The sequence below is a fragment of the Ramlibacter sp. AN1133 genome (assembly GCF_037890035.1).
In the GTDB taxonomy this organism is placed as follows: domain Bacteria; phylum Pseudomonadota; class Gammaproteobacteria; order Burkholderiales; family Burkholderiaceae_C; genus Ramlibacter.
Genome location: NZ_JBBKTQ010000010.1, coordinates 191,651 through 217,070 on the forward strand (window position 1 = coordinate 191,651; position 25,420 = coordinate 217,070).

Genomic DNA, 25,420 nt, shown 5'->3' on the forward strand with positions numbered 1-25,420 from the left:
CGGCAGGTGCAGGCAGGCAGGTAGTGCGCGGGCAGGGGGGTGGTCACACCGAGAGCGCGTCGCGCATGGCCGCGAACAGCACCTCGCACAGCTTCAGGCGGCGGTTCAGGTCGTCCACGTCGGCATACGGTCCGTTCTGGCCGCGGTCCTTCACGATGGCGGCGGCGAGCGTCGCGCTGATGCCGGGCACGGTGGCGAGCTCGGCCACCTTCGCCTTGTTCAGGTCGGTGCGCTTGCCGGTGGGGCCCACGCCCAGGTCGGGCAGGTCGCGGTTGATCCAGGTCCAGCTCGTGAACACGCCACCCTGGATGCCGTGGTCGAAGCCGTGCGGGCGATCGCCCGAGGGCAGCTCGGCGCGCGCGTACTCCACGTCCACCGCGCGGCAGCGTTCGTCGATGACGAAGTCGCCGTGCAGTTCCACGCGCAGGCTGGCCGCGTCGACCAGCAGCTTGCGGGCCGCCTGCGAGGGCACGAAGGCCCAGACGTCCGAATACGAGGTGGGCACCGGCTTGAGGATCCCGGGGCCCGCCCGTTCCGCCGGCAGCACGATGCCGCTGAGGGGGCATTCGCACACGCGGCCCAATTCGTCGGTCATGAGCCCGCGCACCTGGTCGACCAGCGTGGGGTATCGCTGCCGGCGCGTCTCGGGGACCAGCACGCGCAGCACCTGCGGCGACAGGAACTGCGAGCCGTGGTCGGCGAAGAACACCGGCGCGGTGAAGCGCACCCACAGTGCGGGCATGCGGCTGCCGGCCAGGTCGATCTCGTCCAGTTGCGCGGTGGCCTGGTTGTGGCGCCAGCCGATCTCGCGCAGTTGCACCAGGTCCTTTTCCAGGCCGACGCCGTCCTTGCCGTCGATGCCGTCGATGCCCTTGGGAATCACCAGGACCAGCTTCTTGTTGCGGTTGGGCGCGGGCTGGTCCACCAGCGTGGCCGACCCCGCCGCGGGCGGAGCGACGAAGCTCACCGCCACCGCATCGATGCCGAAGCCGTCGACGCCGCTGGTGCCGTTGGCCCCCTTGGGAATCACCAGCACCAGCTTCTTGTTGCGGCTGGGCGCGGGCTGGTCGACCAGCGTGGCCGAACCCGCCGCCGGCGGATCGACGAAGCTCGCCGCCACCGCGTCGATGCCGAAGCCGTCGAGACCGTCTTCGCCGCCGGGGATGCCCAGCGTCAGTTCGCGCGTGACCGTATCGAGGTTCGCGGTGCCCGCGCTGCCGGCCGGCAGCCAGTTGACGATCACGCGGTCGATGCCCGGGCCGGTGGGGCCGGCAGGGCCGCCGGGGCCGGCCGGTCCCGGCACGCCGCCCTTGAGCTGCAGGCACTGCAGCCAGGATTGCAGCGTGGCGGTGCTGGCCAGCAGCCGGCGGCCGCTGCGGTTGTCGATGCGCGCGCGGCCCTGTGCCAGGTCGTCGACGGCGACCGGCAGGTCGAGCAAGGGCATGCCGGGCCGGTAGTTGGCGATGGTCGCCAGGTGCAGACAATCGGGTTCGCTGCAGCCGGGGCAGGCTTCGAGCTGCTTGCACAGGTGGTCGGCGCAATCGCCTTCGGCCAGCGCGCCCGTGTGCACATGGGCGGCGCGGCCTTCATCGGCCAGCACCACGGCCAGGTTGGGCCCGTTGCCGGCCAGCCGGGCGGCGGCCACGTCGACCTGCAGGGTGCTGCCGGACACGCGCAGCAGCGCCGCCTGCACGTAGAACACGCCGCCCGCATCGAGCAGCGCGTGCAGCCAGGTGCTGCCGTCGGCGGCGGACAGCAGGCCGATGGCCAGCGGCGGATGGTCGAAATCCACCTGCGCGGCCACGCTGCCGGCGGTGGGGTCGATCAGGTAGGCGCGCTGGTCGTCGGCGCTGGCGGCGGCCAGCAGGCCTTTCGCGGGGCTGCCCACGACACCCGCTGCGAGCGCATTCGGCGTGGTGGTGGCGGCCAGCACGGTGGGCGCGATCGCACTGGCCGCGGGCGTGGCGGGCAGCACGTAGCGGCGGATCTGCCGCTGGCCGGCCGCCGGCGGGCCGAGCGCATGGGCGGCGCCGTTGGCCGGCTCCACGCGCAGCTCGCCCAGGCCGGTGGCGAGCAGGTGGGCGGCCGGTGCGGTGCCGTCGGCGATGCCGCGCGTGGCATCGGTGGCCCAGAAGTACAGCTTGCCGTTGGCGCCGTTGTAGGCATACAGCCGGTCGTTGCTGGCGGCCAGCGTGACGGCGGCGGTGGCCGGCGCGTCGGGCACGTTCCAGTTGGCGGCGTTGCCGCTGCGGGGCGTGACCTCGGTCAGGTCGTCGCCGCGGAACACGCGCAGGCGGCCGGTGGTGGCGCTGCCTTCCGGCGCCTGCGCGACGAACACCCACTTGCCGTTGGCCGACACCGCCAGCGCGCGCGCCGGCGCCTGCAGGCCCGCCAGCTTGAGCGCGCGCCGCTGCGGGTCGAGCAGCAGCACGCGGCTGGCGTCGCCCGGGTCGACCAGCGCGACCCGCCCGCCCTCGGCGCTGGCCACGAAGCCGGTGGCCGCGTGGCGGTTGCTGGCGCTGAGCGCGCCCCGTGCGGCGGCCGCCAGCAGTTGCGCGTCCGGCAGCGGGGGATCCACCTGCAGGTGGAAGGCGAAGGACTCGAGGATGTGGTTGGGGGCGCACTGCGTGTCGTCGCAGCCGCACTCGTCGTACAGCAGTGGCACTTCGTCGGTCGGGCATTCGCGGTAGGCCAGGCACAGCGCCAGCGTGTGCAGGCGGCCGTCATGGGTGCCGCGCAGCAGCTCGCGGTGGCGGCCGAGGTCGACGATCTCCGGCGCGGTGACCAGGATCTCGTGCCCGCAGCAGTCCAGCGCCGAGCCCGGCTCCACCACCAGGAAGCGGCTGCGGCAATCGGGCGATTCGTGCTGGTGCGCCTTGAGCCCGCAGACCACGCCGGCGCCGTGCAGCCGCAGGTTGTGGTGGCGCTGCTTGTCGCCGTGATAGCGCGACTCGGTCTGGAACTCGCCGGCGCCCATCATCTTGCCGGTGAAGTAGTGGTTGCGGACAAAGGCATCGAGCCCGCATTGCGGGCAGGCGCCGTCCAGCGCGCCCGGCGCGCCGTGCCCTGCGCCACCCGGTGCAGCCTGTTCGCCGCGGCATCCTGTGCAGCCCATGATGGTTCCTTCCTCGTTCCTGTCCGTTCCTCACGCCAGCCGCGTGGTCAGGCCCACGCTGGCCCGTCCCACGGTGGGGAGCGCCTCGCGCCGCCCGCCGGCGCCCGTGAGCACCGTGCCCTGGCCCAGCCGCGCCTCCTCCAGCCGCACGCCACTGGGCGTGCGTGCGATCACGCTGTCCAGCCCCACCATGGCCTGGATGCCCACGCGCATGCGCGGCTCCACCCAGCGCAGGTCGACCTCCACCTGCGCCGGCACCTCGCGCGCCAGCAGCGACTGCAGGGCGCGTTTCTCGGCCGCGGCCTCGCGCACCCGCGCCGGCACGAACACGCTGATGCGGTGCGCGGCCACCAGCAGCGGATCGCGCTGCGGGTCGGGCGTTGCCATCAGCCGCGAGGCGCCGACCCGCGCATTGCCGCTGGGGGGAAGCTCCGCGCCCGACAACTGAGCGCGGTCGACGATGCGGCGGCCCCACAGCACGCTGTCGTCGCCCAGGCGGCCGCGGCCGGCGACCAGCCAGCGCCGCAGCTTGAAGTGCTCCAGCAGCAGCGCGGGCGGCGCTGCCGGCGTGCAGGGCGGGGGCAGCGCGCAGTTCAGCGGCAGCGGCGCGCAACGGCGACGGCCGCGGTCGTCGGGGCAGGCGGCCAGCGCGTGGTCGAAACCGAGCAGCAGCAACAACTGGCGCTGCAGCCCCTCGGGCGTGCCGCGCAGCGGATAGAGCGCCGAGGCCTGCGCCAGCAGCCGCCGCCGCAGCGGCAGCGGCCAGTCGCGCGCCAGCGTCACGCCGATCCAGTCGGCCAGCCAGCCGAGGAAATCCGGCGTGGTGTCGCGCGCATCGAGCGGCGCCGAGGCCGAACGCGGATCGAACTGCTCAGTCAGGCGGTCGAGCCGGCGCTCGATCGAGCGCAGCGTGGTGTCGTACAGCGCGGTGAACCGGTCGGTGAAGTCGGCGGCCGCGGGATCGGCGCCGAACACCGCGGGCAGGTAGCGGCGCAGCGGGATGCGCGGATATTCGACCACCACCGATTCCAGCTGCGGCGTACTGCGGCCGTCGGAGCTGAACTCCAGCGCCAGCCACAGCCAGCGGCCCGGCGGGCTGGTGACGAGCGCGTCCCAGCGGCCGCCGGCAAAGGCACTGGCCTCGACCGGCGCGCTCCACTCCGGTCCCGGGGGCGGCAGTTCGTCGTCGCGCAGTTCCACCTGCGCGGTATAGGTGCGCAGGACGATGCGACAGCCGGCGGGCAGGTGGCCGCACAGCTCGACGCGATGCCAGGTGCAGCCGTCGATCGCGGCGTCGAGTGCGCCGCTGCGGTACGCGCCGCGGCGGCGGTAGCTCTCGGCCACGCGCGCGGGCGGCGGCAGGCGGCGGCCGCGCGGGTCGAAGTGCTGCACGCTCGCGGCCTCCGATTCGCTGCCCGCACAGTGCAGTGCGAGTGCGCCGCCCATGTCCACCTGCACGCGCGGCGCCTGCCAGTGGCCGGGCGCGTCCTCGGGCAGCACTTCGGCGACGGGCTGGGCCGAGAAGGGCTCGGCCCAGCGCAGCGCCTGCGGCTGCAGTGCGACCGGGGGCTGGCCGGGCGCGGTGGGCAGGGGCTGCCATTGCCAGACGCCGGCGGCATCGAGCACCAGGTCCTGCGCCTGCGCGGCCAGGGCCAGCAATGCGCTGCAGCCGTCGAAGGCGAGCGCCCAGGCCGGCGCGTCCAGGCGCAACGTGCGCAGCCAGCGGCGGCCTGCATCGAAGAGGTCGATGCAGGCGCCGGTGGCATCGGCCACCGCCAGCCGGCCGCGCGCATCGAAGGCCAGGGCCACCGGCCGCCAGGGCCCGCGCCCCTGGCGCGCGACGGCCGGCAACTGCAGCGTGCCGCGCGGCACCGGGCCGTGCAGCGCGAAGCGCAGCACCCGCGCATGGCCGCTGTCGGCGATCAGCAGTTCGTCGCCGCACACCGCCAGCGCCTGCGCCTGCGCAAGCTCCGTGGGCGGCACGCGGCGCTGATCGGCCGCAGTGCCCGGAATGCCGGCCGCGGCCGGGTCCAGGCAGCTGCCAGCCTGCGGCGGCGCCACGGTGTGCGTGAAGCAGGGCAGCCGCACGAACGCGCAGCGGCAGGGATCGAAGCGCAGCACGGCGCCGGTGGCGGGGTCGAGCAGCAGCACCTGCCCGTCCGCGGTCAACGCCACGTTGCGCGGCGGCACGCGGCCGCCGAAGCTGCCCGATGGCTCGGTGAGCCGGCGCGCGGCCTCGGGCGCGGGGGCGAGCACCAGCTGGCGCGATGCCGCGTCGATGCGCAGGGCGTCCAGTTGCGCGGCCTGCCAGCCGCGGGCAGGCGCCGGGCCGATCCACCCGGCCAGCAGCCACGAGGTGGGATCGTGCGGCGGCGCCGGCACCGGCAGCAGACGCAGCGGCGCGTTCATGGGCCCGCTCCGCTGCCGCCCGCGTCCAGCTCGCCGGCTTCCTCGCGCGTGAAGGGCGTGACGTCGATCGCGGTCAGTTCGACCAGCGCATGGGGCGCGAAGGCGGCGATGTCGACGTCGCGGCATTCGGGCCGCGCGTCGCCTTCGACCGTGAGCACCAGGCGCGGCACGCTGTCCACGCCGGTGGCACTGAACACGCGCTGCACCAGCTTGGAGTAGCGGATGGCGCCGCCGAAGGGCCAGCCATCGCCGCCGTCGCCGCCGGTGAGCGGATGCAGCCAGCGGCCGACCGCTGCCGCCACCGCATCGCGCAGTGCCGAAGGATCGGCGCCGTCGTCGGCCACCACGTCGATGGCCACCGCCACGCGGACGTAGCGCGGGCCGGTGACCGCGACCTCGGTGGTCAGCAGGCGCACGCGATCGAGGCTGGCGCAGACGTTGCGCAGCAGCGCCTCGCCGGGCACCGGCGCGGGACCTGGGGCATCCGGCACCACGATGACCGTCAGCGCGCCGGGCACCTGCACGCCCGGATAGGCCGGGTGCACCAGCGGCAGCGCCCGGGCACGCGCCACCTCGCCCGCGGCCATCGCAAAGTGCTCGAAGTCCTCCGCCGTGACGGCGCGCGTGCGGGCGCGCAAGGCGCGGCGGGCGCGCTTGCGCGCCTCGTCCAGCCGCTCCTCGTCGCGGCCGCCGCTGGCGGCGAACAGGTTGCCCGTCTTGCCGCCGTCGATGCCGGCCAGCGGCGTGAGCAGCGTCTTGATCGCGCCGGCCGCCACGTTGCCGCGCACCCCGCCGCCGAAGCGGTAACTGCGCGCGACCACGTTGGCATCGGGATTGGCGGCGTTGGCCACCGGGATGGCGCCGTTCTCGCCGTCGCCCGCGCTGAGTTCGCCGCTGGTGGCGTTGAGCGCCAGCGTCTCGTCCTCGCGGCCGGCGCCGAGCAGGTCGTCCTCCACCTGCCAGGGCCGGAAGCCGGTGCCGTCGTCGATCTCCACCAGCAGGGCCTCGCGCAGCACCGGCGTGTTGGCGAACTGCCAGCGCTGGTTGCGCCGGCCGGTCGACCCGCCCAGCACCTCGTCGACCACCGTCTCGGCCTGCTCCGCGTCCACCGTGTTGGTACGCAGGGCCAGCAGCCGCGGCGCCCGCGCGTACTGGGTGCGCGCCAGCCGCGCGCGCAGCCAGAACAACGGCGGCCGCGGTGCACCGGTGGCGGGGTCGGCTCCGGGCTCCCAGGTGCCGACGAAGGCGCGCGCCAGCTTCAGCTGCTCGCCCAGCCGCAGCACCACGCGGCCGCTGCGGGTGAAGGCGAGCGTGTCGTCGAAGCGCACGTCCAGCGCCACCCAGCGCGCGCCGTCGAAGCCTTCCCAGGTGATCTGCGCCGGCGCCAGCGCGCGGCTGGCAGGCCCGCAAGGGGTGCTGCGCGCCTCGCCGCCGTGGGGCGCGGTCCAGAACGTGAGGTCGAGGGTGAGCGCGGGGAATTGATCCGGGGTGGGCCAGGTGGCCGGCATCGCCCAGCCCAGCGTGAGCGCGGCGTCGTCGCGCGGGTCGTCGCCGAAGGGCGTGAAGCCGGCGCTGGCGGCGCTGTTCTCGGGGGTGGCGTCGCGGTATTGCGCGCCGTCGTAGGCCTGCACGCTGCGCAGCTCGGTGGCCGCCACCGTCAACGCGCGCAGGGTCTCGAACACCACCGGCTTGCCGTCGGCGCCGGTGGCGCTGACCTGCGTGCGCGGCGGCACGATGGCGCTGGCGGCGGTGCCGGCGGCCAGCGCGAAGCCCACCTGCGCCAGCGCCGGCTGCGCGGCCTGCAGCTCCACGCCGAGCAATTCGAGGAACTTGACGTAGTGGAGTTCGGGCACCCGCTGCATCCGGTACAGCATCATTTCCGACAGCCAGGCGAACACCTGCGTCAGCGTCACGCCCGGGTCGCTGTCGTTCAGGTCGTTCCAGGCCGGATTCCATTCCGGCGTGTAGCGGGCGACCCGCGTGCGGATCTCGTCGACGATGTCGGCGTAACGCCGGTCGTCGAGTTGGGGCAACGCGTCGCGCAGCGGCATCTCAGCGCCCCTCGCTGATGTGGAAGGGATAGACCAGGTTGCCGACCGCGTTGGTGGCGCGCACCCGGTAGTTGATGCGCACCAGCAGCAGGTTCGGCGCGCCGTCGCTGCTGTCGGCGTGCACGTCGAGCAGGTCGATGCGCGGCTCGTAGCGGTTCAGCGCCTGCCGCACGTGATGGGCGACCAGCGCCAGCGTGCGTGCATCGTTCGGCTCGAACACCAGCTCGTGGATGCCGCAGCCGTAGTCCGGCATCATCACGCGCTCCCCGGGTGCGGTGGACAGCACGAGCAGGATCGCCTCCTCGATCTTGCGCTCGTGCCGCGAGCTTGCGATGCGCCCGTCGGGCGCCACCTGCAGCGGGAAGCGCCAGCCGGCGCCGAGGAAGGCGCGCGGGTCGGAGGGAGGGGAGGTGGTGCTCATGAGGGGCGCTCGTGGTGGGGGGCCTGGCGGGGATCAGTTCAGGGTGATGCGGCTGCCGTCGTTGCGCACGTAGCTGACGCGCTGTGCCTCGAGCTCGCCATCGAGCACGATGCGGGCACTCCCTCCGGGGCGCAGGCGGATGCTGCCGTCGTCGGCCAGCAGCACAGAGGACACCGGCGCGCCGTTGGCATCGCACTTGACGATCTCCACCTCCTGCCGGCCACTGCTCGCGCGCACCTCCAGCCAGCCGGCGGCAGCGAGCGCGGCGTTCTTCAGCACGAAGCGCGCGCTTTCGCATTCCTGCGCCGACTCCGGCTGCATGGCCACGGCGAAGCGCTGCGTGTCGGCCAGCGCGCTGAAGGTGACCCAGCCGGTGGGCGCGCCCAGCGCGCGCTGGCGCTGTCCCTGGTGCTCCAGCAGTGCGAACGGGCGCAGCCGGTAGCGCGGGTTGCCGCCCTGCGACTTGGCGAAGCGCGCGGCGCCGGCCTGGTCCTTCAGGCCGATGGCGATCCAGGTGCCCTGCCAGGGCGGGTCGGCCTCGGCCTGGAAGGCAAGCGGCAGCGGCTGCAGCGCGTCCAGCGCATCGAGCGTGCCGGGCGCGGGCTCCCAGCGGCCCGGCTTCTCGTTCCACAGTTCCTCGCCACCGCCGGCTTCGCGGTACACGAAGGCGCCGACGCTGCGCGCCATGTCCTGCGTCACGGCTTGCCCATCGAGCGTGAAGGCCGGCAGCCGCAATTCGATCGGCTGCTCCAGCGGCCAGGGGCCGGCCGCCGGTTCGAGTTGCAGTGCAGGCAGGGTGAGCATGTGCGCCTCAGAGCAGGTTGCCCACGCCAGGGGTGTAGAGCGGGCTGATGATCGCGGTGGCCTTGACCACGCCGGCGAAGTTGGCGATCGGCGCGTTGCAGTTGAAGATGCCGGCCGACAGGTTGAAGATGCCCGCGGTGACGCTGGCGGTGCTGCAGGTGAGGCTGGCGGCGCCACCCGCCGTGACGCTCGCCGCGCCCCCGGCCGTCACACTGACCGCGCCGCCGCTGGTGACGCTGACCGCGCCGCCGCTCGTCACGCTGACGCTGCCGGCGGTGTTGACGCTCACCGGCGCGCTGGTGGAAAGACTCACGCCGCTGGCCGAGATGTCGACGCTGGTGCCCGCCACCGACACGCTGATCGAGGGCTGCGGCTGCTGGTTCAGGACGATCGTGACGGCGCCGGCCTTGATCTCGATCTTGGCGCCGCCGGGCGCGTCGTCGAGCACGATCTCGTTCTGCGACGACTTGATCTGCACCTTGCCGGTGGCCTGCTCCTCGTCCATCAGCAGCTTGCGGCCGCTGGTCGCCACCAGCTCCACCTTCTTCTGGCCGGACTTGTCGTCCATGACCAGCTTGTGGCCGCCGTCGGTCTTCAGCACCACGCGGCGGTCGCCCTCCTTGTCCTCGAAGCGCAGCTGGTGCCCGCCGGGGGTGACGATCACGCGGTTGTGCGCCTGCGTCTCGGGCGAGGTGTGCTCGCCGTTCCACAGGAAGCCCACCACGTACGGGCGCGAGAAGTGGCCGTCGCCGAAGCAGACCAGCACTTCGTCGCCCTCCTCGGGCATGAACAGCGCGCCGCGGCTCTTGCCGGACATCGGCGAGGCGATGTAGGCCCAGGGCGACAGCAGCCCTTCCTGCATGTCGCGGTACTCCACCTGCACGCGGCCCTGGCCCGCATCGACCTTCTTGACGAAAGCCGTGACCATCCCCTGCGTAATGCTCATCCCGCACTCCCCCTGCGCGCTTCGCGTCGCGCGACGAACTTGGTCCGGTAGCCCTGGTCGTTGATCGTGTGCGTGGTCTTGGTGACGAAGTACAGGCCCGAGAAACGCTCGCCGAAGCCTTCGACCTGCACCCGCTGGCCGGCGCGCAGGTCGGGCAGGCCGACGGTGTTGCCGGTGGCCTCGACCATCTGGCGCAGCCGCTCGGACAGCAGGTCCGCGGCGCGGCGGCGCGCCTGCTGGGCGTCGAACTGCGGCTCGTTGACGACGATCTCCTCGCGCTCGCGGCAGCGGTCCGGCACCACGCCGGGCGGGCCGCTGAACATCACCTGCGCCAGGTCGCGGTTGACGGTGACGAGCGAATCGTCCCAGCGCACGCTCGGGGCCAGGCGCTCGTTGGTTTCACGGTTGCGGCTGCGGATCTGCGCCGAGGCGACCTGGTTGGCCATCGACAGCTTGGGGGCGAAGTCGATCAGGCCCTCGCCCCAGCGCAGCTCGTACAGCGCCTCGGCCACCCCGGCGCTGCGGCCGGCGGGCGGGCCGAAGCGCAGCACCTCCTGCACGCCGGAGCCGCTGCGCTCCTGGTCCACGTAGACCACGTAGCCGTGGCGGCGCGCCTGCTGCAGCAGGAAATCGATGTCGTACTGGTTGTCCTGCGCCAGGTAGGTGAGCGCGGGTTCGCGCCCCATGGCGGCGCTGTCGATGCGGATCGGGAGCGGGAAGCGGCATCCTTCGATGCGCCGCTCGCCGATGTCCTGCGCGATGCGACTGATCTTGGTCTGCCCCTCCGCCACCCGGCTGTTGGGCCAGTGGTCGCGGTGCTTCTTCGCGCGCAGGCGGTGCAGCACATTGAGCAGCCGCACGTTCAGGGTGGCCGCGCCGCCGGCCGGGAAGTTCGGCTCCAGGCTGGTGCTGCTGCCCTTGCACAGCGTGTGCAGGGTGCTGCCGTAGCCGACCTTCAGCTCGAAGTCGGCGCCGCCGGGCAGGAACAGCTTCTGCACGTCGCTGTCGCCGGCCACGCTGCGCTCGGCGCCGGTGTACTTGAAGGCGAAGGCGTCGTCGTCCCAGTTGCCCACCGTGAGGTCGAAGTTGTCGATCTCGTCGATCGAGTCGTTGTAGGTGACCTGGGTGACGTCGCGCAGCACGGTGGGCGCGAGGCTGCGCCCCGAGACCAGGATCTCGAAGCGCGGGACATAGAAGTCCTCGAAGCGGACGGCGGCCTGGGGAAGGGTCTGGGCGGGCATGGCGGGACTCGGGGCCGGGCCTAGGCGATCTTCGGCACGCGCAACACCGCGCCCGGCGTGAGCCGGCGCGGGTCGTCGATGCCGTTGGCGTCCGCCACGTGGCGCCACTCGGACACGTGGTCGTAATAGCGATGCGCCACGGTGGCGAGCTGGTCGCCCTGGCGCAGCACGTGCACATGGCTGCGGTCGGGCGAGTTGCGGTTCAACTCGGGGATCTGGTCGCTCAGCTTGCGGTACTCGCGCAGCAGCACGGTGAGGGTGGCGCGCAGCGGCACGCCGTCGGGGGAGAACAGCGTGAACTTCTGCTTGATGCTTTCCAGCAGGCAGGGGAATCCGTTGCGCCGCTGGCCGCCGATGGCGGCGCCGATGGCGCCCAGGGCCGTCTCGGCCGCCGCCGCCCCGACCGGGCCCGCCACCGCGCCCGCGGCCGAGGCCACCGCGCCCGCCACGGCACCCGCTGCAGCGCCCGCCGCGGCCCCGGCGGCGCCGGCCGCACCGCCGACGGAGCTGCCCGGGAAGCTCGCCGCCCACATGAAGGTCAGAGGCGGCGGCGCGTGGCGCTCGGGTTCGATCTTGATCAGCTGGTAGATCTTGTCGGTCAGCGTGGTCACGCTGACTGCCCCCGCGCCCATGCCCTGGTCGGTGGTGTCGAAGAACAGGTCGAGCGAGAGCTTCTCCGCCTGCCCGCGCACGTATTGCTGCACCGGCGCGTCCAGCCCGGGCAGCGTGATTTCACCCAGCGTGGCCTGCTTGTCGAGCGTGAATTCGGTCGGGTTGTACTGGACCGGGATGGTCTCGGTGCCGCTGCGCCGGTGCACGAGGAAATAGGCTTTGCGAACCTGCATCAGGGGCCTCCATCGTCGTCGCAGCATTCGCAACCGGCACCGCCGGACAGCCGCGTGTCGCGCCGCCGGGCCTGGGTGGCCTCGTGCTGCGCGGCCAGGGCCGCCTGCACCGCTTCGACGATGCGTTCGAGCAGCGCCGGCGTCAGCAGGGACTCGCCGTCCACCACCCGCATCGACACCGCGGCTTCGCGGATGCGTACATCGGCCATGGTCGCTGCGTCCTTTCGCTACAAGTTGCCAGCCGCGCTGATCGCGCCGCCCGCGGCACCGGCCAGGCCGCCGGCCGCGCCCACCGCCGCCGAGGCGATGCCGCTGGCGGCCCCCACGAAGGGCACCTGGAAGATCCCCTCGTGCGCGATCTCCAGGCTCTCGATGGCCACGCTGCTTTGGGCGGCATTCAGCGTGGGCCCGGTCCACTTGACCGGCAGCCCGCGGCTGAAGAACCAGATCGAGTTGGGGACATGCAACTCGTTCATCAGCACGACCAGCCCGTCGCGCCGCTTGCCGCGCCCGATCACGAAGCCGTAGTGCCAGTCCCACAGCGCGCTGGACGTGCCCACGCCCTTCTTCAGGGTGATCGGGGACCACTGCACGCGGCTCGGGAACTTGAGCAGGTGGCCGTTGTTGCCGCCTTCCTTGTAGTCCTCCGTATTGAGCTGCATCTCGAGCCCCGAGCATTCGGAAAAGCCGCCCAGCAGCACGTCGTTGATGGCCGACAGCGCGATGCTGCCCACGGCCGCCAGCGGGCTGGAGCTGTCGATCAGGCTGACGATGAAGTTGTGGTTGAGGACCGGGTCGGCCCGCAGGGCGGCCGCGGCCTCGGAGTTGCCGGTGGCGCGCAGCAGGTCGGGCAGGAGGGCCATGCGTTCTTCCTTCCTAGGCCGATTCCAGCCCGGACTCGACGATCGCCAGGCCGTTGGCATCGCGGCCGATGCGCAGCAGCACGAATTCGAAGGGCGTCGCCGGCGCGATGCCGATTTCCATCAGCAGCTCGCCGCGGTCGCGGGACGAGGGCGGGTTGTTGCCGTCGTCGCAGCGCACGCAATAGGCCTCGTTGGGCGCCGCGCCGGGCAGCACGCCGCGCGCCCACAGCCCCTGCAGGAAGCCGCCGGCGACCAGCGCCAGCTTGGCGCGCGTGCGCCAGTCGTTGGGCTCGAACACCGCCCAGGGCAGCGCCGCCGCGAGCGCGCGCCGCACCGCGCACATCACGCGCCGCGTGCTGAGGAAGCGCCAGGACGGGTCCGACGACAGCGTGCGCGCGCCCATGGGCCGCAGGCCGCGTCCGGGCAGCGCGCGGATCACGTTCACGTGCAGCGAATTGAGCAGGCCGTGGCGCGCCTCGTCGATCGCCAGCGTCACGTCCTGCGCACCCACCAGCGGCTCGTTGGCCGGCGACACGTGCACGCCGCGCTTGAGTTCCAGGGCGGCGATCAGCCCCGCCACGTGGCCGCTGGGCGGTACCGCGCGCGTGGTGCCCGGCGCGCGCTGCGGATCGAGCACCTTCAGCCACGGCGCGTACAGCGCGGCGAACGAGGAATCGAAGCGGCCGCGCCAGGCGCGCAGGCGCGCATCGACGGCGGTGGCCTCGGTGCAGGCGGCATGCGGCGCATCCAGCAGCGCGATGCGGTCGCCACACTGCTCGGCGAGCGTGACCAGCGCCGCCTGCACGCGCTCGATGGCGCCCTCGTCGAAGCGGGGCGGATCGTCACCCACCGCAGGCGCGCGGCGCGGCGCCGGCAGCACCGGCTGCGGCAGGCAGGGATCGGGCACGCAGGCCGGCGGCGGGGCCAGTTGCAGCGGGGGGCGCGGCTGGATGTGGATGTCGGGCACCGCGAGCAGCGCGCATTCGTCGATGGCGGCGAGCGCGCGCAGGCCGCGGCGGGCGGCGATGCGCGCGGCATCGCCATCCAGCGGCGAGCCGGGCAGGCCGATGAAGTCTTCCACCGCGAGCGCGGCCAAGCCGTCGGCGCCGCCTTCGAGCACCAGCAGCCCGGGCCCGGCGTCGAGCAACACGGTGGGCAATACCAGCCCGGTGCCGACGGCGCGCAGCTCGCGCAGCACGATGGGCGGCGGCGGCACCGGCGGGCGCGACTGCGCGCTGCGCATGAACTGCAGCGCGGCGTCGGAGCGGCCGGTCACCTGCGCTTCGGATTCCTGCGCGGGCGCGCGGCGGTCGACGATCTGCCAGGGCTGGCACAACACGGCGGGGCCGTAGCGCGGATGTTCGGGGGACAGCTCCAGGTCTTCGGCCACCAGCACGCGGCGGCCGGATTGCAGCACCTCGAACGCATACGCGATCGTTTCCAGGGTGGCCGGGGCCGCGCTGTCGAAGGGGAGCGCGCGGTCGAGGGCCAGCACGCCGGCGGCCGCATCCACGCCGTCGACGTACGCGTGCTGCGCCGGCAAGCCGGCCTGGCGCAATTCGGCCAGCGCATGCACCGCATAGCCGGCGGTGCGCTCCACGCGCCAGCGCAGCGCGTCTCCGGGCAGCGGTTGCGCGCGGCACTGGCTGCGGCGCTGCACGTGCACGCGCACTTCCAGGTCGTTGCCCCACACGCCGGCGCTCGAGGCTTCGATCCGCCACGCCGGGACGCCGCCGGCGGACAGCACCCGCGAGGCCGCCGTGCCGGCCTCGGAGGCCACCCGCACCGCCCACAGCCGCCGCCCGCCGTTGTCGAAGAAGGCGCGCGCGGCCAGCGCCAGGTAGCCGCCGTCGAAGGCATCGCCGAACCAGGCCTGGAACTGGCGGAACGAGGCCAGCGGCACCGGCAGGTGCAGCGGTCCGCGCCGCGCCATGCCGACGAAGCCGGCCACGTCGCTGCGCAGTGCCAGCACGCCGCCGGCGTCGGCGTCGGCGCGCTCCGAATACACGCCCGGGGTGTCGAAGATGCGCATTGGAAGTGCCGGTGGACGCGCCTACATCTCGATCGTCAGTCCCTCGTGCACCAGCTCGACGGACTCCATCGCCACGTCGTTGCCGGCGGCCTTCAGCGCGGGCCCCTCGATCTTGTTGATCCAGGCCGCCTCGGCATGCCAGCGCAGCACCGGCTGGTGCGCCTCGTTCATCAGGACGACCGTCACATTGCGCCGGTCCTGGATGCCGTTGACGATGTTCATGTACCACTGCCACAGCGCCCGGTCGGCGGTGTAGCCGCGCTTGAGCGTGATGTTGGTGTACTTGCGCAGCCCGGTGAGCTTGCGCACGTTCGACTGCAGGTCGCTGCCCTCGCGGTAGTCGACGGCGTCGCCCTCGGCGCTCAGGCCGCCCACCTCGGAGAAGGCGCCGCGCGGCACCTTGTCGATCTCCAGCACGAAGTTGTAGCCGCGGTAGGGGTCGATGCGATCGTCGTTGGCCATGGTGGCGTCCTCGCTGGATCTTCAGTTCACTCGTCGGCGTGCGCGGTCCACAGGCCGATGCGCACGATCACGAATTCGGCCGGCTTGACCGGTGCCACGCCGACCAGGCAGATCAGGCGGCCCTGGTCGATGTCGGTCTGCGTCATCGTCGTGCGGTCGCACTTGACGAAGTAGGCTTCCTCGGGCTTGGTGCCTTCGAGCGCGCCGTTGCGCCACAGCAGCGTGAGGAAGCTGCTGATGGAGCGGCGCACGCGCGCCCACAGCGGCTCGGCGTTCGGCTCGAACACCACCCACTGCAGGCCGCGGTCGATCGAGGCCTCGATGAAGATCATCAGCCGGCGCACGTTGACGTACTTCCAGTCGCTGTCGCTGGTGATGCAGCGGCCGCCGTAGACGCGGATGCCGCGGTTGTTGCTGCGGAAGTCCCGGATCACGTTGATGTTGACCGGGTAGGGATTGAGGATGTCGTGCTGCTCCTTGTTCAACAGGCGCTGCAATCCCGTGATGCCGCGCACCACCTCGTTGGCCGGCGCCTTGTGTACGCCGCGTTCGATGTCGGTGCGTGCGTACACGCCCAGCATGTGGCCCGAAGGCGGGATCGGATAGTCCGGCACCGGGCCGGCGCCGGCCGGATACGGGTCGGGGATCAGCAGCCAGGGGTGGTAGAGCGCCGCGTACTTGGTGTCGAACTGCTGGCGCTGGGCCTGGATGTCCGCCATCGCGTCCTTCGGCGGCGGATTGCCGTCCAGCACCGCGAAGCGGTAGCGCATCAGCTCGCAGTGCACGATCAGGGCGTTCTGCATCTTGGGGCTGACGCGCCCCGGCGCGGCGACGATGCTGATCTCCTCCAGGTTGCGCAGCGCCTGCAGGCCGGTGCGCAGCTCGGGGTCGGGGCTGTCCAGGCCGATGTACAGGTCGTCGTCGAGCACGCCGAGCTGGTCGTCGCCGCCGCGCAGGGCGAAGCGGGTGGGCCGGCGGCGGCCATCGGGCAGCGTTTCCAGGTCGAAGCGCGGGCCCACGCGCGGCGCGGCGCGGGCGGCATCGCGCTGCGCCGGCGCCAGGTCGAGCGCCACGTCGCGCACGCGCACGAACTCGGAGCCGCCTTCGCTGCGGCGGTCGCTCAGGCGCAGCGGCTGGCCCTCGTCGTCGGCCACGGCGGCTGCGTCGTGCAGGTCCCAGGTGGTGCCCACCACCTGGTGCAGGTAGCGGCTGTGGCGCGGGTCGAGCGTGAGGCCGCCGAACACCTCGGAGGCGACGACCGCGCTGTCGCGCGAGGGATTGGCACGATCGGGCTGGCGCAGCAGGTAGACCTCGAGGTCGAACTCGCGCGAGCGCAGCTCGTGGCCCGGCGACAGCACGACCGCCGTGTCGAGCGTGAGCAGGAAGCCGTTGCTGCGGTCGATGCCCACCACCTTGAAGGCGTTGCCGGTGTAGGCCTGCGTGGCGGCGTCCCAGCGCTGCAGCACGGTGCCCACCTCGACGCCGTTGGCGGACTCCAGCCGGATGTGCGTGGCGTCGGGCGCGCCGACCCCGGCGGGGCTGCGCACGCGGCTCGCCACCGCCGCCCGCAGCGGCTCGCGCACGGCCACGCGCAGCCGGTCGCCCCAGATGCCGGCGTCGAGCGCGCGCACTTCGAACAGCGGCACGGTGGACGCGACCGCCGCGCCTGCCGCATGCGGTCGCCCCGCCGCCGGCGCCAGCGTCACGCGCCGCGGCGCCAGCGCGGTGGCCGCGCCGGTGATGCGCAGCACCGCCGGACTGCTGCCGCGCGGCCACAGGCGCAGCAGCGTGTTGGCGGCCATGCCGGCCACCGGGCCGGCCAGCACCAGCGCGGTGGCGCCACGGCCCGCCGGCAGCGCCAGCCCCTGCAGGCCGCTGGCGGCGCGGGCGAAGGCGGTGATCAGCGTGGCCTGCTTGCCGTCCGCCTGGTCGTGGGCGAGCGGCGTGGAAAGCACCAGCAGCCCGGGATCGGGCGCGGCCGAGCCGGGGTTGGGCACGCTGGCCACCTGCACGTATTCCATCTGGGCGTCGGCGGCGATGCCGATGCGCAGCCAGGCGCCGGGGGCGATGCCGCTGCGGTCGGCCACGCGCAGCGCGGTGCTGCCGGCCAGCGCTTCGGCCGCCAGCGTGGTGGCCGCGCCGGCCGTCTCGGTCACCGCCTCGACCAACGTGCCTTGCGCAAACTCGCGCACCAGCGGTGCCGACAACGCCACCCGCGCCAGCGCGCTGATGCGGCGGGCCTCGCGCGTGGCGCCGGCGCCGACGGCGACGATATCGTCGGCCGTGCCGTAGTTGCCCAGCGCCGCCGCCGGCAGGTGGATCACCGATTCGCCGGTCGCGGCGTCGAAGCCGGCCTCCAGCGTGGTGGCATTGGTGGCCGCCCCGCTCACCCGGCGCACCGGCGCGGTGTTGGCGTGCGAGAACTGCAGCGGCGAATTCAGCGTGAGCGTGGTGGCGTTGACGTTGCTCACCACCGCCAGCTCGGCGCCGGCCGGGGCCGCGGTGGACAGCTCGATCACCGAGCCGGCGACGATAGACCCCACGGCCGCGACGCCGATCGTGCGCGCCCCCGCTTCCGCAGCCGCCGACAGCGTGGTGACCGAGTCGAAGGCCGCACCCAGCCGCTCCACCGCGGTGGCCGCCCCGCCGCCATGTGCGAACGCGAGGGGGCGGTCCAGCACCACGTGGTTTTCGCCGGCGGGCAGCGCATCGAGGCGGGCGAACTCCACGTCGCCGCCGCTGCCAAGCTGCAGCCAGGTGCGCGGCGTGGTGACCGCCATGCCGGTCACGTCGACGAGGTAGGCCGATGTCGGCGCGGCGCTGGTGAGCGGGCGCAGCAGCGCGCTGGCGGCCGGTGCCGGTGCGCTGCTGTCGAAGATGAAGGCCGAGGCCGCCTCGGCCTTGTCGGCGGCCAGCACGCGCGTGACGAACACGCGCTTGCCGCCGTTGGTGAAGAAGCCCTCGACGGCCGTCGGCAGGAAGCGGTGCTCGCCGTACAGGTCGCGGTTCAGCCCTTCGCCGAACACGCGCCGGTATTCGCCGGCACTCGTCACGAGCATCGGCACGTTGAGGGGGCCGCGCTCGGCCACGCCGACCAGGCCTGCCGTGCTCGTGCTCACGCCTTCGATGGGTTTGGCACCGGTGTCGACTTCCTCGACATAGACCGCAGGCGCGAGGTATTCGGGCATGGACGTTCTCCTCAGGGCGTGAACAGGACCGGCAGCACGTTGTCCGCCGTGGGGTCCAGGGCAAGATCGATCGCGGGCAGCGCGGCCTGCCCGTCGTGGGCCGCCACCACGCGCAGCCGCGCGACGCGCGCCAGCGGCGGCAGCGCGAAGCGGCCGTCGGTGTCGGCCTGCAGCCCGTGGGCGAAGGTGTCGGCGACGCTGTCGTAACCGGGCAGGCAGCGCGCCAGGCACAGCTCGGTGCGGCTGCCGGTGTCGATGCGCAGCGCCAGCTCGGTGGGCGCGGCCGCCAGCGGGCCGGCCGCGAACAGCACGCGGTCGCCGCGCTGCGCCTCGCGTGCCAGCGCCGGCAGCGCGGAAGTGGCGGTCTCGCTCAAGGCCTGCACCGGTGCCAGCGCCGCATGGGGAAAGGCCAGCGGTGTCGTGATCGGCACGCGCGCCGGCAGTCGGGCGTCGGCGGGCGCGGTGAAGGCGGCGGTGGTCACCAGCTCGCGCTCGGCGCCGCTGGCTTCGATTTGCAGCACGTCGCCGCCGCCCGCGGCGAGGCCGCTCCAGGGGTGCAGCAGCAAGGCGCGCGTGCCCGCCGCCGCGGCGCCGCGCAGGCGGCGCTGTGGGCCCGCCGCGGCCAGCGTGCAGGCCTGCAAGGCCGCACCGGCCGCGTGGTCGAAGGCGAGCGCCGCGCCGAGCGCCAGCAGGTCGGGCCCATGCGGCGGACTGCTGGCAGCGTGGACCTCGGCGTCGGTCCACCACAGGCCGACCACGCCCAGCCTGAACTGCGCCGGCACCACCGGCACCGGCAGCGCGCCGGCGGCCGGCTGGCGCAGCGCCTGGCCGGCCACGGCGATGACACCGGCACGATGCAGGCGCTGCTCGGGCAGCTCGATCGGCACGCCCGTCAGGCGCCACGGCGGCACCCGCAGCGCGCGGGCGGCCGCCAGCGGCGGCGTGATCGCCACCTGCGCGGCCGACGGCGCCGCGGCGAGCGCGCGCACGATCGCGAACTCCTCGTCGTCGGCACCGGCGGCGCGTTCGACCAGCACGCCGCGGCCGGGGCGGAACTGGCTGCGCGGCGGCACCGGGTCCGGCGGCGCCACGTCCAATGCATCCGCGCCTGGCGCGGCGGCGGTGGTCAGGCGCCGGCGCGCCGCGTCGATGGCGGCGTCCAGCACGCGCGGCAGGTAGCCGGGAGCGCTGACCTCGGCGTTCAGTGCGCCGTCGGTGAGCAAGGCGCCGGCCACCGCGCGCGGACGCCCGACCAGCCCGCACAGGCCGTCGTCGGCGACGCGCGGCTGCACGCACGGCGTGCGGGTCACGAGGCGCAGGTTGCGCGGGGGCTCGCCGCTGACTTCGTCGACGACGCGGGTGCGCAGCAGCGCCCAGGTCTCGATCTGCGGTGCGCGCGGATCGTCGAGCGCCACGGTGCGCGGCTGGCCCTCGACGTCGACGTGCAGCCGCGCCATCTCAGGCCTCCCCGCCCACGAGCTGCGCCACGCGCGGATGGACCGATTCGACCAGGGACTCGCGCTGCGGCAGCACGGCCGGCTCGATGTTGGCGAGCGTCACCTCGTAGGACACGCAAAGCTGGAACGACGAGGACAGCGCCTCCCAGACGCGCGCGGTCTCGTCCAGCGACAGCGCCTCCAGCCGCACGAAGACCTGAGCGCGCGTGCCGGCCAGGTCGCCGGCGAGGTCGCTGCCGCTCAGGATGGGCGTCGAATAGAACGCCTGCAGCACCGCCCCCAGGATGCGCTGTTCCAGTTCCGGCTGGTCCTTGGCCAGCGGCGTCATCAGGTAGTGCAGCCGCAGCGGCAAGGGTGGCGGCACGATTTCGATCTGCCCCGAGGGCAGCGTCCGCCGGCGGGGCGGGTCGTTCAGCCGCGTGTCGTCACGCGAGACCCGATACAGCCACAGGGACAGGCCCGACTTGCCCGTCAGCTCCTGCGGCGTGCTCAGGTACACATCGCCGGCGGCCGCACCGCCGCCGAAGAACGCGCCGAGATCCGCCGGGTCGGCGGCAAACCGGTTCAGGAGGAAGCCGGCGAGCGACTGGCTGGTCGACAGGATGCGGGTGTACATGGCTAGGGCCGTCCTGTCGCGAGGCGGTAGCGCACGCGGCCATCGAGCGCGGGCAGCCGCCGCAGGGTGCCGGCCTGCACCAGTCGTTCCAGCGTGTGCTCGACCTGCGACAGCGACCACGTCTCGCTGGCCGGCAGCCACCACTCGAGGATTCCGTCGGCCGTGTCGCAGGCATCCGGGTGCGTGGCCAGGTACGCGAGCAGCGCGCTGCGCAGCGCTTCGGGGGCAGCGTCGGCGGCATCGGGGGAATCGCTGGCCACGGACATGCGCGCTCAGTCCGCAAGGACGGTGCCAGCACCGCTCCCGTGGCCAAGTGCTTGATCCGGCACGGGGCGCCGCCAGGGGCGGTCGGCGCGGGTGGGACAAAACTATCAGCGCGGGAGCTTGCGCAGGTGGCTGCAGCGCACCGGCTGGCGGCTGCGCCTTTGCACGCGTTGCGCCCGTGAGCGGGAGGCAGCAAGCCGCAGCGGCCCGGCGGTGCCTGGACAAACTGGTCCGGCCCTTGCAGGCGTTTGTCCTGCCACTCCGTCGGGGTCCAACCCGGCGAAACGTGCGGGCGCCGGCACCGGCTCCCCTCTCTTTTCGTGCGCTTTTCCACTGAACCGGACAACCGGCTCTTGACGAGGGACAAGCGGGCGGCTGGTTACGCCTTGTGGCTTCCGAGCTTCAGCCGGATGGAGGTAACCTGCCATCCGTCGCTGTTGAGTTTGCTTTGAAGAACAGGCAACAACTGCCGGAGCTTCGCAGCAGCGGCGCTGCTGTCCACCAGCAGGCACCAGGTGGTCCCTTCGATGGGGCCGGGGCGCAAGGAGGCGCGCAGCGGTGCAGGAATGCACGGCTCGATCGCCTTGAGACGTTCGCCGGATTCGCGCGCCAGTTGCGCGAGCCGGGCCAGCGTAGGCGCTTCCTCGGCGGCCTGGAGCACGGGCACCGGGTGGTGGCGGCGGTTCATGGAGAAGTAGGAGAGGGGCGTAGAAGTGCATTTCATTATCACGGATGCGTGGCTCGCGAAGAGCCGCGCCGTTCACCTGAGCGGCACCAAGATGGTCGTGGCGTTCGTCGCGCTGTCGCTCGCGCTGATGCTGATGGCCGCCGGCCTGTACCACTGGGTGTTCCTCAAGGGCGCGCGCGAGCGCTGGCCCGTGGTCGGCACGCTGGTGCGGCTGGTGGTGGCCGACGAATTCGAGCAGCGGGACCGCTTCATGCGGGAGAACCTCGATGCGATGGCCAGGCGCCTGGGCGAGATGCAGGCCCGCATGCTGCAGGTGGAGGCGCTGAGCGAGCGCGTCTCGGGGCTGGCGGGCGTGAACCCCCACGACCTGAAGCTGGCGGCCGCCCGCGGCGGCGCGCTGGTCGAAGGCCGCCCGCTCACGCTGGAGGAACTGCAGGCGACGCTGAACGACCTGGAGCAGCTCACGGGCGAGCGCACGGACCTGCTGACGGTGATGGAGTCGCGCCTGATCGACCAGCGCCTGAAGAAGGCCATGGTGCCCACGCAGCAGCCCTTGCCGGGGCACGACATCGGCTCGCGCTTCGGCTGGCGCATCGATCCGTTCACGGGGCGGCAGGCGCTGCACACGGGCCTGGACTTCCAGGCGGAGACCGGCACGCCGATCGTGGCGGCTGCGGGCGGCGTGGTGGTCGCGGCCGAAATCCATCCGCAGTACGGCAACATGGTCGAAGTGGACCATGGCAACGACCTGGTCACGCGCTACGCGCACGCCTCCAGGCTGCTGGTGAAGAAGGGCGACCTGGTCAAGCGCGGGCAGCGCCTGGCGCTGGTGGGCACGACCGGCCGCTCCACCGGGCCGCACCTGCATTTCGAGGTGCTGGTGCAGGGCGTGCCGCAGGATCCGCACAGGTTCCTCGCGGCGGGCCAGGGCGCCGGGAACGTCGCGCGGCGCTAGACGGTCTCGATCCCGCGGGGCCGCAGGCAGCGCAAGCGCCTGCGGCCCCGTTTCCTTGCCTCAGCTGAGCTCGAAGCGGATCATCCGGGCGATCGCGCGCCCGTTCGTGAGCGCCGACGCATGGCTCCAGGCAGCCATGCGCTCGTTGCCGATGCGCAGCATGCCGGAGTGGTTCGACAGATCCGCATCCTGCTCGGGCTTGTTCCTGGCGAAGCCGAGTCCCTTGCGGACCGCCTCCACGTTCTCCGGCTTGCCCGTCAGGAAGGTCCACCCGCTCTCGATGTGGTTCTGCTTCATGTAGGCCCGCAAGGCGGCAGGGTCGTCGTCGAGCGGCGTGAGCGACAGTGAGTAGAAATGGATGTCGTTCGCGAAGCTGCCCAGCAGCCTCTGGGCTTCCAGGATGTTCTGCGTCACGGGCGTGCAGATGTTGCTGCACACCGTGTACATCACGTTGAACACGACCTTGCGGTCGCGCAGGACGTCGTCGTAGAACCGCACCTCCTTGCCCTCGTGCGTCAGCAGGGGCACGTTGGGGAAACGGCGCGCGCGCATCAGCTCGCGCGGGTCGTTGCGTGCCGTGGGCGTGGCACGCGTGGCAGCCATCACGCCCGCACTGCCCAGGACGGCGGCGGCGCCGGCCAGCAGGCTTCGCTTCTGAATGTTCGTCATAAGTGTTCCGTGAAAGTTGGATTCGTGTCTCAGGCGCCTGCCGTGCTCAGGGCCGGGTCTTGCTGTCGCCGACGTCGTCCACCCGGAACAGCAGCATCATCGCGTGGTCCTCGTGCACGACGTTGTGGCAGTGCATCGGGAAGACGCCGACATAGTCGGTGGCCTTGACCACGAATTCGACCGAGTCCCGGTCGCCCAGGCGCACGATGTCCTTGCGCGAATATTCCTGGTTGGCGCTCGGGATCGCATTGCCGTTGCGCTTGGTGATGCGTCCCTCGAAGCCGTGGCCGTGGATCGGGTGGGCCCAGCCGCGGCCGCCGTTGAACACCCATGTTTCGGTGGTGCCGCGCTTCATGGCGAAGCGCACCACGTCGCAGCTCAGGGGATAGCCGTTGACCACCCACTGGCCGTTCTGCTCGTCGAAGTCGAAGGTGCGGGTGATGACCGACGTCCCCAGCGGCGGCAGCGTGATCGGCGCGAAGCTGGTGATCGTCGCCGGGTCCGCGCTGGCGTCCGCCGCGGCCGCGCCGATGCGGAATTCCACCAGCACGTTCTTCGGGTCGCCCGGCGCGTTGAGGCCCGTGTTGTCCGTGTTCCACGAGCTGGTGCGGCTGCCGCTCCAGCTGCCGCTCCAGCTGCCGCTGGACGAACTGCCGCTCCAGGAACTGCCGTCCCACGAGCTGGTCTCCGGGCCGACCCCGTCGGTCTGGATCAGCCGGTTTTCCAGCCACAGGCGCGTGGCCCCGGGGGCCGCGCCGCCGGTGGCCGTGATGGCGGCGAAGTCCACGATGATGTCGGCGCGTTCCGCCACGGACAGCAGCACGCTCGTGGTCTGCAGCGGCTTGGGCAGCAGGTTGCCGTCGTTCATGATCCGCCAGAAGGGGATCGACTGCGACGTGTTGTCGGGGTTGGTCAGGTACAGCTGGTAGAAGCGCGAGGGGCCCTGGTCCAGCAGGCGGAAGCGGTAGCGGCGCTTGGAGACGTTGAAGTAGGGCTGGATCTTGCCGTTGACCATGTACTTGTCGCCCAGGTGCCCGTCGATGTCCAGGGTATCGAACGCCGCCTGGCCCGTCTTCGGGTCGATGCGCACGTCCGTGAAGATCATCGGGATGTCGTACTGCGGGTAGCTGGGGAGCCGGAAGCCGGTGGTCTCGTTGCCGGTGTCGTACTCGTTGAACAGCAGGTGGAAGCCGGCGAGCCCCTTGTAGACGTTTTCCGCCGTGTGGCCTTCGCGATGGTCGTGGTACCACAGGGTGCCGAGCGTCTCGCGCACGTCGCCGTCGGGGGTGGAGGCGTTGGTGAAGCCGGCCCGCTTCATGTTGTAGTAGTAGTCGTAGTACTGGCCCGGGAAGTAGAAGCGGCCCTGCGTGCTCGGTGACTCGGAGATGGATCCGCGGCTCGGATCGCAAGGGCCGCCGTCGCTGTCGGGCGCCGAGTGGAAGTTGTGCAGGTGGGTCGAGATCTGGTTCTTGCCGAAGCCGCCGCTGGCCGCACCGGTGGGCAGGTTGTTGAATCGGCGCACGAGGATCGCGGTGTTCGCGCCCGCCTGGTAGCGGCTGACGATGGTCGGCATGGGCGTCGTCGGCTTGTCCACGCTCAGGTCGGCCCCACCGAGGTTGGCGCCCCAGAAGTTGACCTGCGGCTGCAGCTGCGGGTGGATGGAGACCGCCGGCACCGCGCCGAAGCGCTGGATGTAGAAACGCTGCGGTTCGGCGAGGTTGCGCAGCTGGTGCGGTTCGCCGCGGCCTTCGTAGGGAATGCCGGTCGCCGGGTTGATCGTGCGGTTGGGGGCGGTGGTCGGCGGCTGCGCGAAGCCCGGGTCGGTCAAGGGACGTTCCTGCAGCACCGGCATGATGGGCATCGCCTCCAGGAAAGGCGTCGTCGCCGGACTCGCCGGCGGCGCGTTCCATCCCGACCCGGGAGCGAGTGCCGCGTCGGCAGCGCTGCCCACGGCGGCGGAGCCCAGGGCGAGGCCTGCTTTCAGCGCGGTCCGGCGGCTGGGGCTCTGCAATGGTTGTTTGCGTTTTTGCATGAAGTCTCCTGACAGCTGGCGTTGTGGAAAGAAAGTGCGGAAAAGTCGGCGGCACGCGGCGCATCGCTCCGCGCCTGCCGGCGGTGTCCGCTCACCGCATCGATCGGGCGGTCACGCGGGTTGCGCAACGAGGGCGTCCGGGGCCGGCGCCCCAGGCGGGCGGGTCCTCCGGGATGGAAAGAGGGGCCGCACCGCAAGCCGGCGCGGCGCCGTGCGGCGCGGGGGCGGCGGCGATGCAATGGCGCGGCGAAGGCCTGCCGGCGCGGGCGGGCCAAAGTGGCGCAGACGATGGCCAGTCGGATGCGCTCGCGTGGCAGCGCCGACGACCCGTGGTGTCCCCTCCATGAGCATTCCCCTCGACA

Annotated in this window: 20 protein-coding genes; 1 reads left to right on the forward strand and 19 read right to left on the reverse strand. The window is 72.5% G+C overall.

From position 1 onward, the window contains the following. Positions 1 to 43: 43 nt before the first annotated feature. From WG923_RS16460 to WG923_RS16540, 17 genes are all read right to left on the reverse strand, one after another. Positions 44 to 3,115 (reverse strand): helix-hairpin-helix domain-containing protein, encoded by a 3,072-nt coding sequence (locus WG923_RS16460; RefSeq protein WP_340352053.1) that lies wholly within the window; start codon positions 3,113 to 3,115, stop codon positions 44 to 46. 30 nt (positions 3,116 to 3,145) lie between these two features. Then, positions 3,146 to 5,524: a phage tail protein gene (locus WG923_RS16465; RefSeq protein WP_340352054.1), complete on the reverse strand. Its 2,379-nt coding sequence runs from the start codon at positions 5,522 to 5,524 to the stop codon at positions 3,146 to 3,148. Beyond that, positions 5,521 to 7,575 (reverse strand): putative baseplate assembly protein, encoded by a 2,055-nt coding sequence (locus WG923_RS16470; RefSeq protein WP_340352055.1) that lies wholly within the window; start codon positions 7,573 to 7,575, stop codon positions 5,521 to 5,523. The genes WG923_RS16465 and WG923_RS16470 overlap by 4 nt, the downstream gene beginning before the upstream one ends. A 1-nt stretch (position 7,576) precedes the next feature. Continuing rightward, positions 7,577 to 7,996, reverse strand: a complete 420-nt coding sequence (locus tag WG923_RS16475) for a GPW/gp25 family protein (RefSeq protein ID WP_340352056.1) — start codon at positions 7,994 to 7,996, stop codon at positions 7,577 to 7,579. 33 nt (positions 7,997 to 8,029) lie between these two features. Then, positions 8,030 to 8,800 (reverse strand): hypothetical protein, encoded by a 771-nt coding sequence (locus WG923_RS16480; RefSeq protein WP_340352057.1) that lies wholly within the window; start codon positions 8,798 to 8,800, stop codon positions 8,030 to 8,032. Positions 8,801 to 8,807: 7 nt separating this feature from the next. After that, positions 8,808 to 9,746: a phage baseplate assembly protein V gene (locus WG923_RS16485; protein ID WP_340352058.1), complete on the reverse strand. Its 939-nt coding sequence runs from the start codon at positions 9,744 to 9,746 to the stop codon at positions 8,808 to 8,810. Next, positions 9,743 to 10,987, reverse strand: coding sequence for a phage late control D family protein (locus WG923_RS16490; RefSeq protein ID WP_340352059.1), 1,245 nt, complete (start codon positions 10,985 to 10,987; stop codon positions 9,743 to 9,745). Before WG923_RS16490 ends, WG923_RS16485 begins: the two co-directional genes overlap by 4 nt. Before the next feature lie 20 nt (positions 10,988 to 11,007). Then, positions 11,008 to 11,832, reverse strand: a complete 825-nt coding sequence (locus WG923_RS16495) for a CIS tube protein (RefSeq protein WP_340352060.1) — start codon at positions 11,830 to 11,832, stop codon at positions 11,008 to 11,010. Then, the gene (locus WG923_RS16500; protein WP_340352061.1) at positions 11,832 to 12,041 is read right to left on the reverse strand and encodes a hypothetical protein; all 210 of its coding nucleotides are present in this window, start codon (positions 12,039 to 12,041) and stop codon (positions 11,832 to 11,834) included. The genes WG923_RS16495 and WG923_RS16500 overlap by 1 nt, the downstream gene beginning before the upstream one ends. An 18-nt stretch (positions 12,042 to 12,059) precedes the next feature. Beyond that, a complete protein-coding gene (locus tag WG923_RS16505; protein WP_340352062.1) occupies positions 12,060 to 12,695 on the reverse strand; it encodes a phage tail protein in 636 nt (211 codons plus the stop codon). A 13-nt stretch (positions 12,696 to 12,708) separates the two neighbouring features. After that, on the reverse strand, positions 12,709 to 14,727 hold the full coding sequence (locus tag WG923_RS16510; RefSeq protein ID WP_340352063.1) for a phage tail sheath subtilisin-like domain-containing protein: 2,019 nt from the start codon (positions 14,725 to 14,727) through the stop codon (positions 12,709 to 12,711). Between the two features lie 21 nt (positions 14,728 to 14,748). After that, a complete protein-coding gene (locus WG923_RS16515; protein WP_340352064.1) occupies positions 14,749 to 15,189 on the reverse strand; it encodes a phage tail protein in 441 nt (146 codons plus the stop codon). Positions 15,190 to 15,215: 26 nt separating this feature from the next. After that, positions 15,216 to 18,377, reverse strand: a complete 3,162-nt coding sequence (locus WG923_RS16520) for a phage tail sheath C-terminal domain-containing protein (RefSeq protein ID WP_340352065.1) — start codon at positions 18,375 to 18,377, stop codon at positions 15,216 to 15,218. Between the two features lie 11 nt (positions 18,378 to 18,388). Continuing rightward, on the reverse strand, positions 18,389 to 19,834 hold the full coding sequence (locus tag WG923_RS16525; protein ID WP_340352066.1) for a hypothetical protein: 1,446 nt from the start codon (positions 19,832 to 19,834) through the stop codon (positions 18,389 to 18,391). A gap of 1 nt (position 19,835) precedes the next feature. Continuing rightward, entirely contained in the window at positions 19,836 to 20,450 is a 615-nt protein-coding gene (locus WG923_RS16530) for a DUF4255 domain-containing protein (protein ID WP_340352067.1), read from the reverse strand. 2 nt (positions 20,451 to 20,452) lie between these two features. Beyond that, positions 20,453 to 20,716 carry a hypothetical protein gene (locus WG923_RS16535; RefSeq protein ID WP_340352068.1) on the reverse strand — a complete coding sequence of 88 codons (264 nt, stop codon included), beginning with the start codon at positions 20,714 to 20,716 and terminating at the stop codon, positions 20,453 to 20,455. A 377-nt stretch (positions 20,717 to 21,093) separates the two neighbouring features. Then, complete coding sequence (locus tag WG923_RS16540; RefSeq protein WP_340352069.1) at positions 21,094 to 21,402, reverse strand: DciA family protein; 309 nt, start codon at positions 21,400 to 21,402, stop codon at positions 21,094 to 21,096. Between the two features lie 25 nt (positions 21,403 to 21,427). Here WG923_RS16540 and WG923_RS16545 point away from each other — a divergent pair, with 25 nt between their 5' ends. Then, positions 21,428 to 22,357: a M23 family metallopeptidase gene (locus WG923_RS16545; protein WP_340352070.1), complete on the forward strand. Its 930-nt coding sequence runs from the start codon at positions 21,428 to 21,430 to the stop codon at positions 22,355 to 22,357. Between the two features lie 60 nt (positions 22,358 to 22,417). Here the strand turns inward: WG923_RS16545 and WG923_RS16550 are convergent, their stop codons facing one another. Together WG923_RS16550 and WG923_RS16555 are read right to left on the reverse strand one after the other, a co-directional pair. Beyond that, complete coding sequence (locus tag WG923_RS16550; protein ID WP_340352071.1) at positions 22,418 to 23,026, reverse strand: SCO family protein; 609 nt, start codon at positions 23,024 to 23,026, stop codon at positions 22,418 to 22,420. A gap of 46 nt (positions 23,027 to 23,072) precedes the next feature. Beyond that, the gene (locus WG923_RS16555) at positions 23,073 to 25,058 is read right to left on the reverse strand and encodes a multicopper oxidase family protein (RefSeq protein ID WP_340352072.1); all 1,986 of its coding nucleotides are present in this window, start codon (positions 25,056 to 25,058) and stop codon (positions 23,073 to 23,075) included. Between the last annotated feature and the right edge of the window lie 362 nt (positions 25,059 to 25,420).

Coding starts and splice junctions, on each gene's coding strand:
- WG923_RS16465 (WP_340352054.1), bottom strand. CDS start 5,524: ATGAACGCGCCGCTGCGTCTGCTGCCGGTGCCGGCGCCGCCGCACGAT.
- WG923_RS16505 (WP_340352062.1), bottom strand. CDS start 12,695: ATGGCCCTCCTGCCCGACCTGCTGCGCGCCACCGGCAACTCCGAGGCC.
- WG923_RS16475 (WP_340352056.1), bottom strand. CDS start 7,996: ATGAGCACCACCTCCCCTCCCTCCGACCCGCGCGCCTTCCTCGGCGCC.
- WG923_RS16460 (WP_340352053.1), bottom strand. CDS start 3,115: ATGGGCTGCACAGGATGCCGCGGCGAACAGGCTGCACCGGGTGGCGCA.
- WG923_RS16515 (WP_340352064.1), bottom strand. CDS start 15,189: ATGGCCAACGACGATCGCATCGACCCCTACCGCGGCTACAACTTCGTG.
- WG923_RS16490 (WP_340352059.1), bottom strand. CDS start 10,987: ATGCCCGCCCAGACCCTTCCCCAGGCCGCCGTCCGCTTCGAGGACTTC.
- WG923_RS16555 (WP_340352072.1), bottom strand. CDS start 25,058: ATGCAAAAACGCAAACAACCATTGCAGAGCCCCAGCCGCCGGACCGCG.
- WG923_RS16540 (WP_340352069.1), bottom strand. CDS start 21,402: ATGAACCGCCGCCACCACCCGGTGCCCGTGCTCCAGGCCGCCGAGGAA.
- WG923_RS16530 (WP_340352067.1), bottom strand. CDS start 20,450: ATGTACACCCGCATCCTGTCGACCAGCCAGTCGCTCGCCGGCTTCCTC.
- WG923_RS16525 (WP_340352066.1), bottom strand. CDS start 19,834: ATGGCGCGGCTGCACGTCGACGTCGAGGGCCAGCCGCGCACCGTGGCG.
- WG923_RS16500 (WP_340352061.1), bottom strand. CDS start 12,041: ATGGCCGATGTACGCATCCGCGAAGCCGCGGTGTCGATGCGGGTGGTG.
- WG923_RS16550 (WP_340352071.1), bottom strand. CDS start 23,026: ATGACGAACATTCAGAAGCGAAGCCTGCTGGCCGGCGCCGCCGCCGTC.
- WG923_RS16535 (WP_340352068.1), bottom strand. CDS start 20,716: ATGTCCGTGGCCAGCGATTCCCCCGATGCCGCCGACGCTGCCCCCGAA.
- WG923_RS16510 (WP_340352063.1), bottom strand. CDS start 14,727: ATGCGCATCTTCGACACCCCGGGCGTGTATTCGGAGCGCGCCGACGCC.
- WG923_RS16470 (WP_340352055.1), bottom strand. CDS start 7,575: ATGCCGCTGCGCGACGCGTTGCCCCAACTCGACGACCGGCGTTACGCC.
- WG923_RS16495 (WP_340352060.1), bottom strand. CDS start 11,832: ATGCAGGTTCGCAAAGCCTATTTCCTCGTGCACCGGCGCAGCGGCACC.
- WG923_RS16485 (WP_340352058.1), bottom strand. CDS start 9,746: ATGAGCATTACGCAGGGGATGGTCACGGCTTTCGTCAAGAAGGTCGAT.
- WG923_RS16480 (WP_340352057.1), bottom strand. CDS start 8,800: ATGCTCACCCTGCCTGCACTGCAACTCGAACCGGCGGCCGGCCCCTGG.
- WG923_RS16520 (WP_340352065.1), bottom strand. CDS start 18,377: ATGCCCGAATACCTCGCGCCTGCGGTCTATGTCGAGGAAGTCGACACC.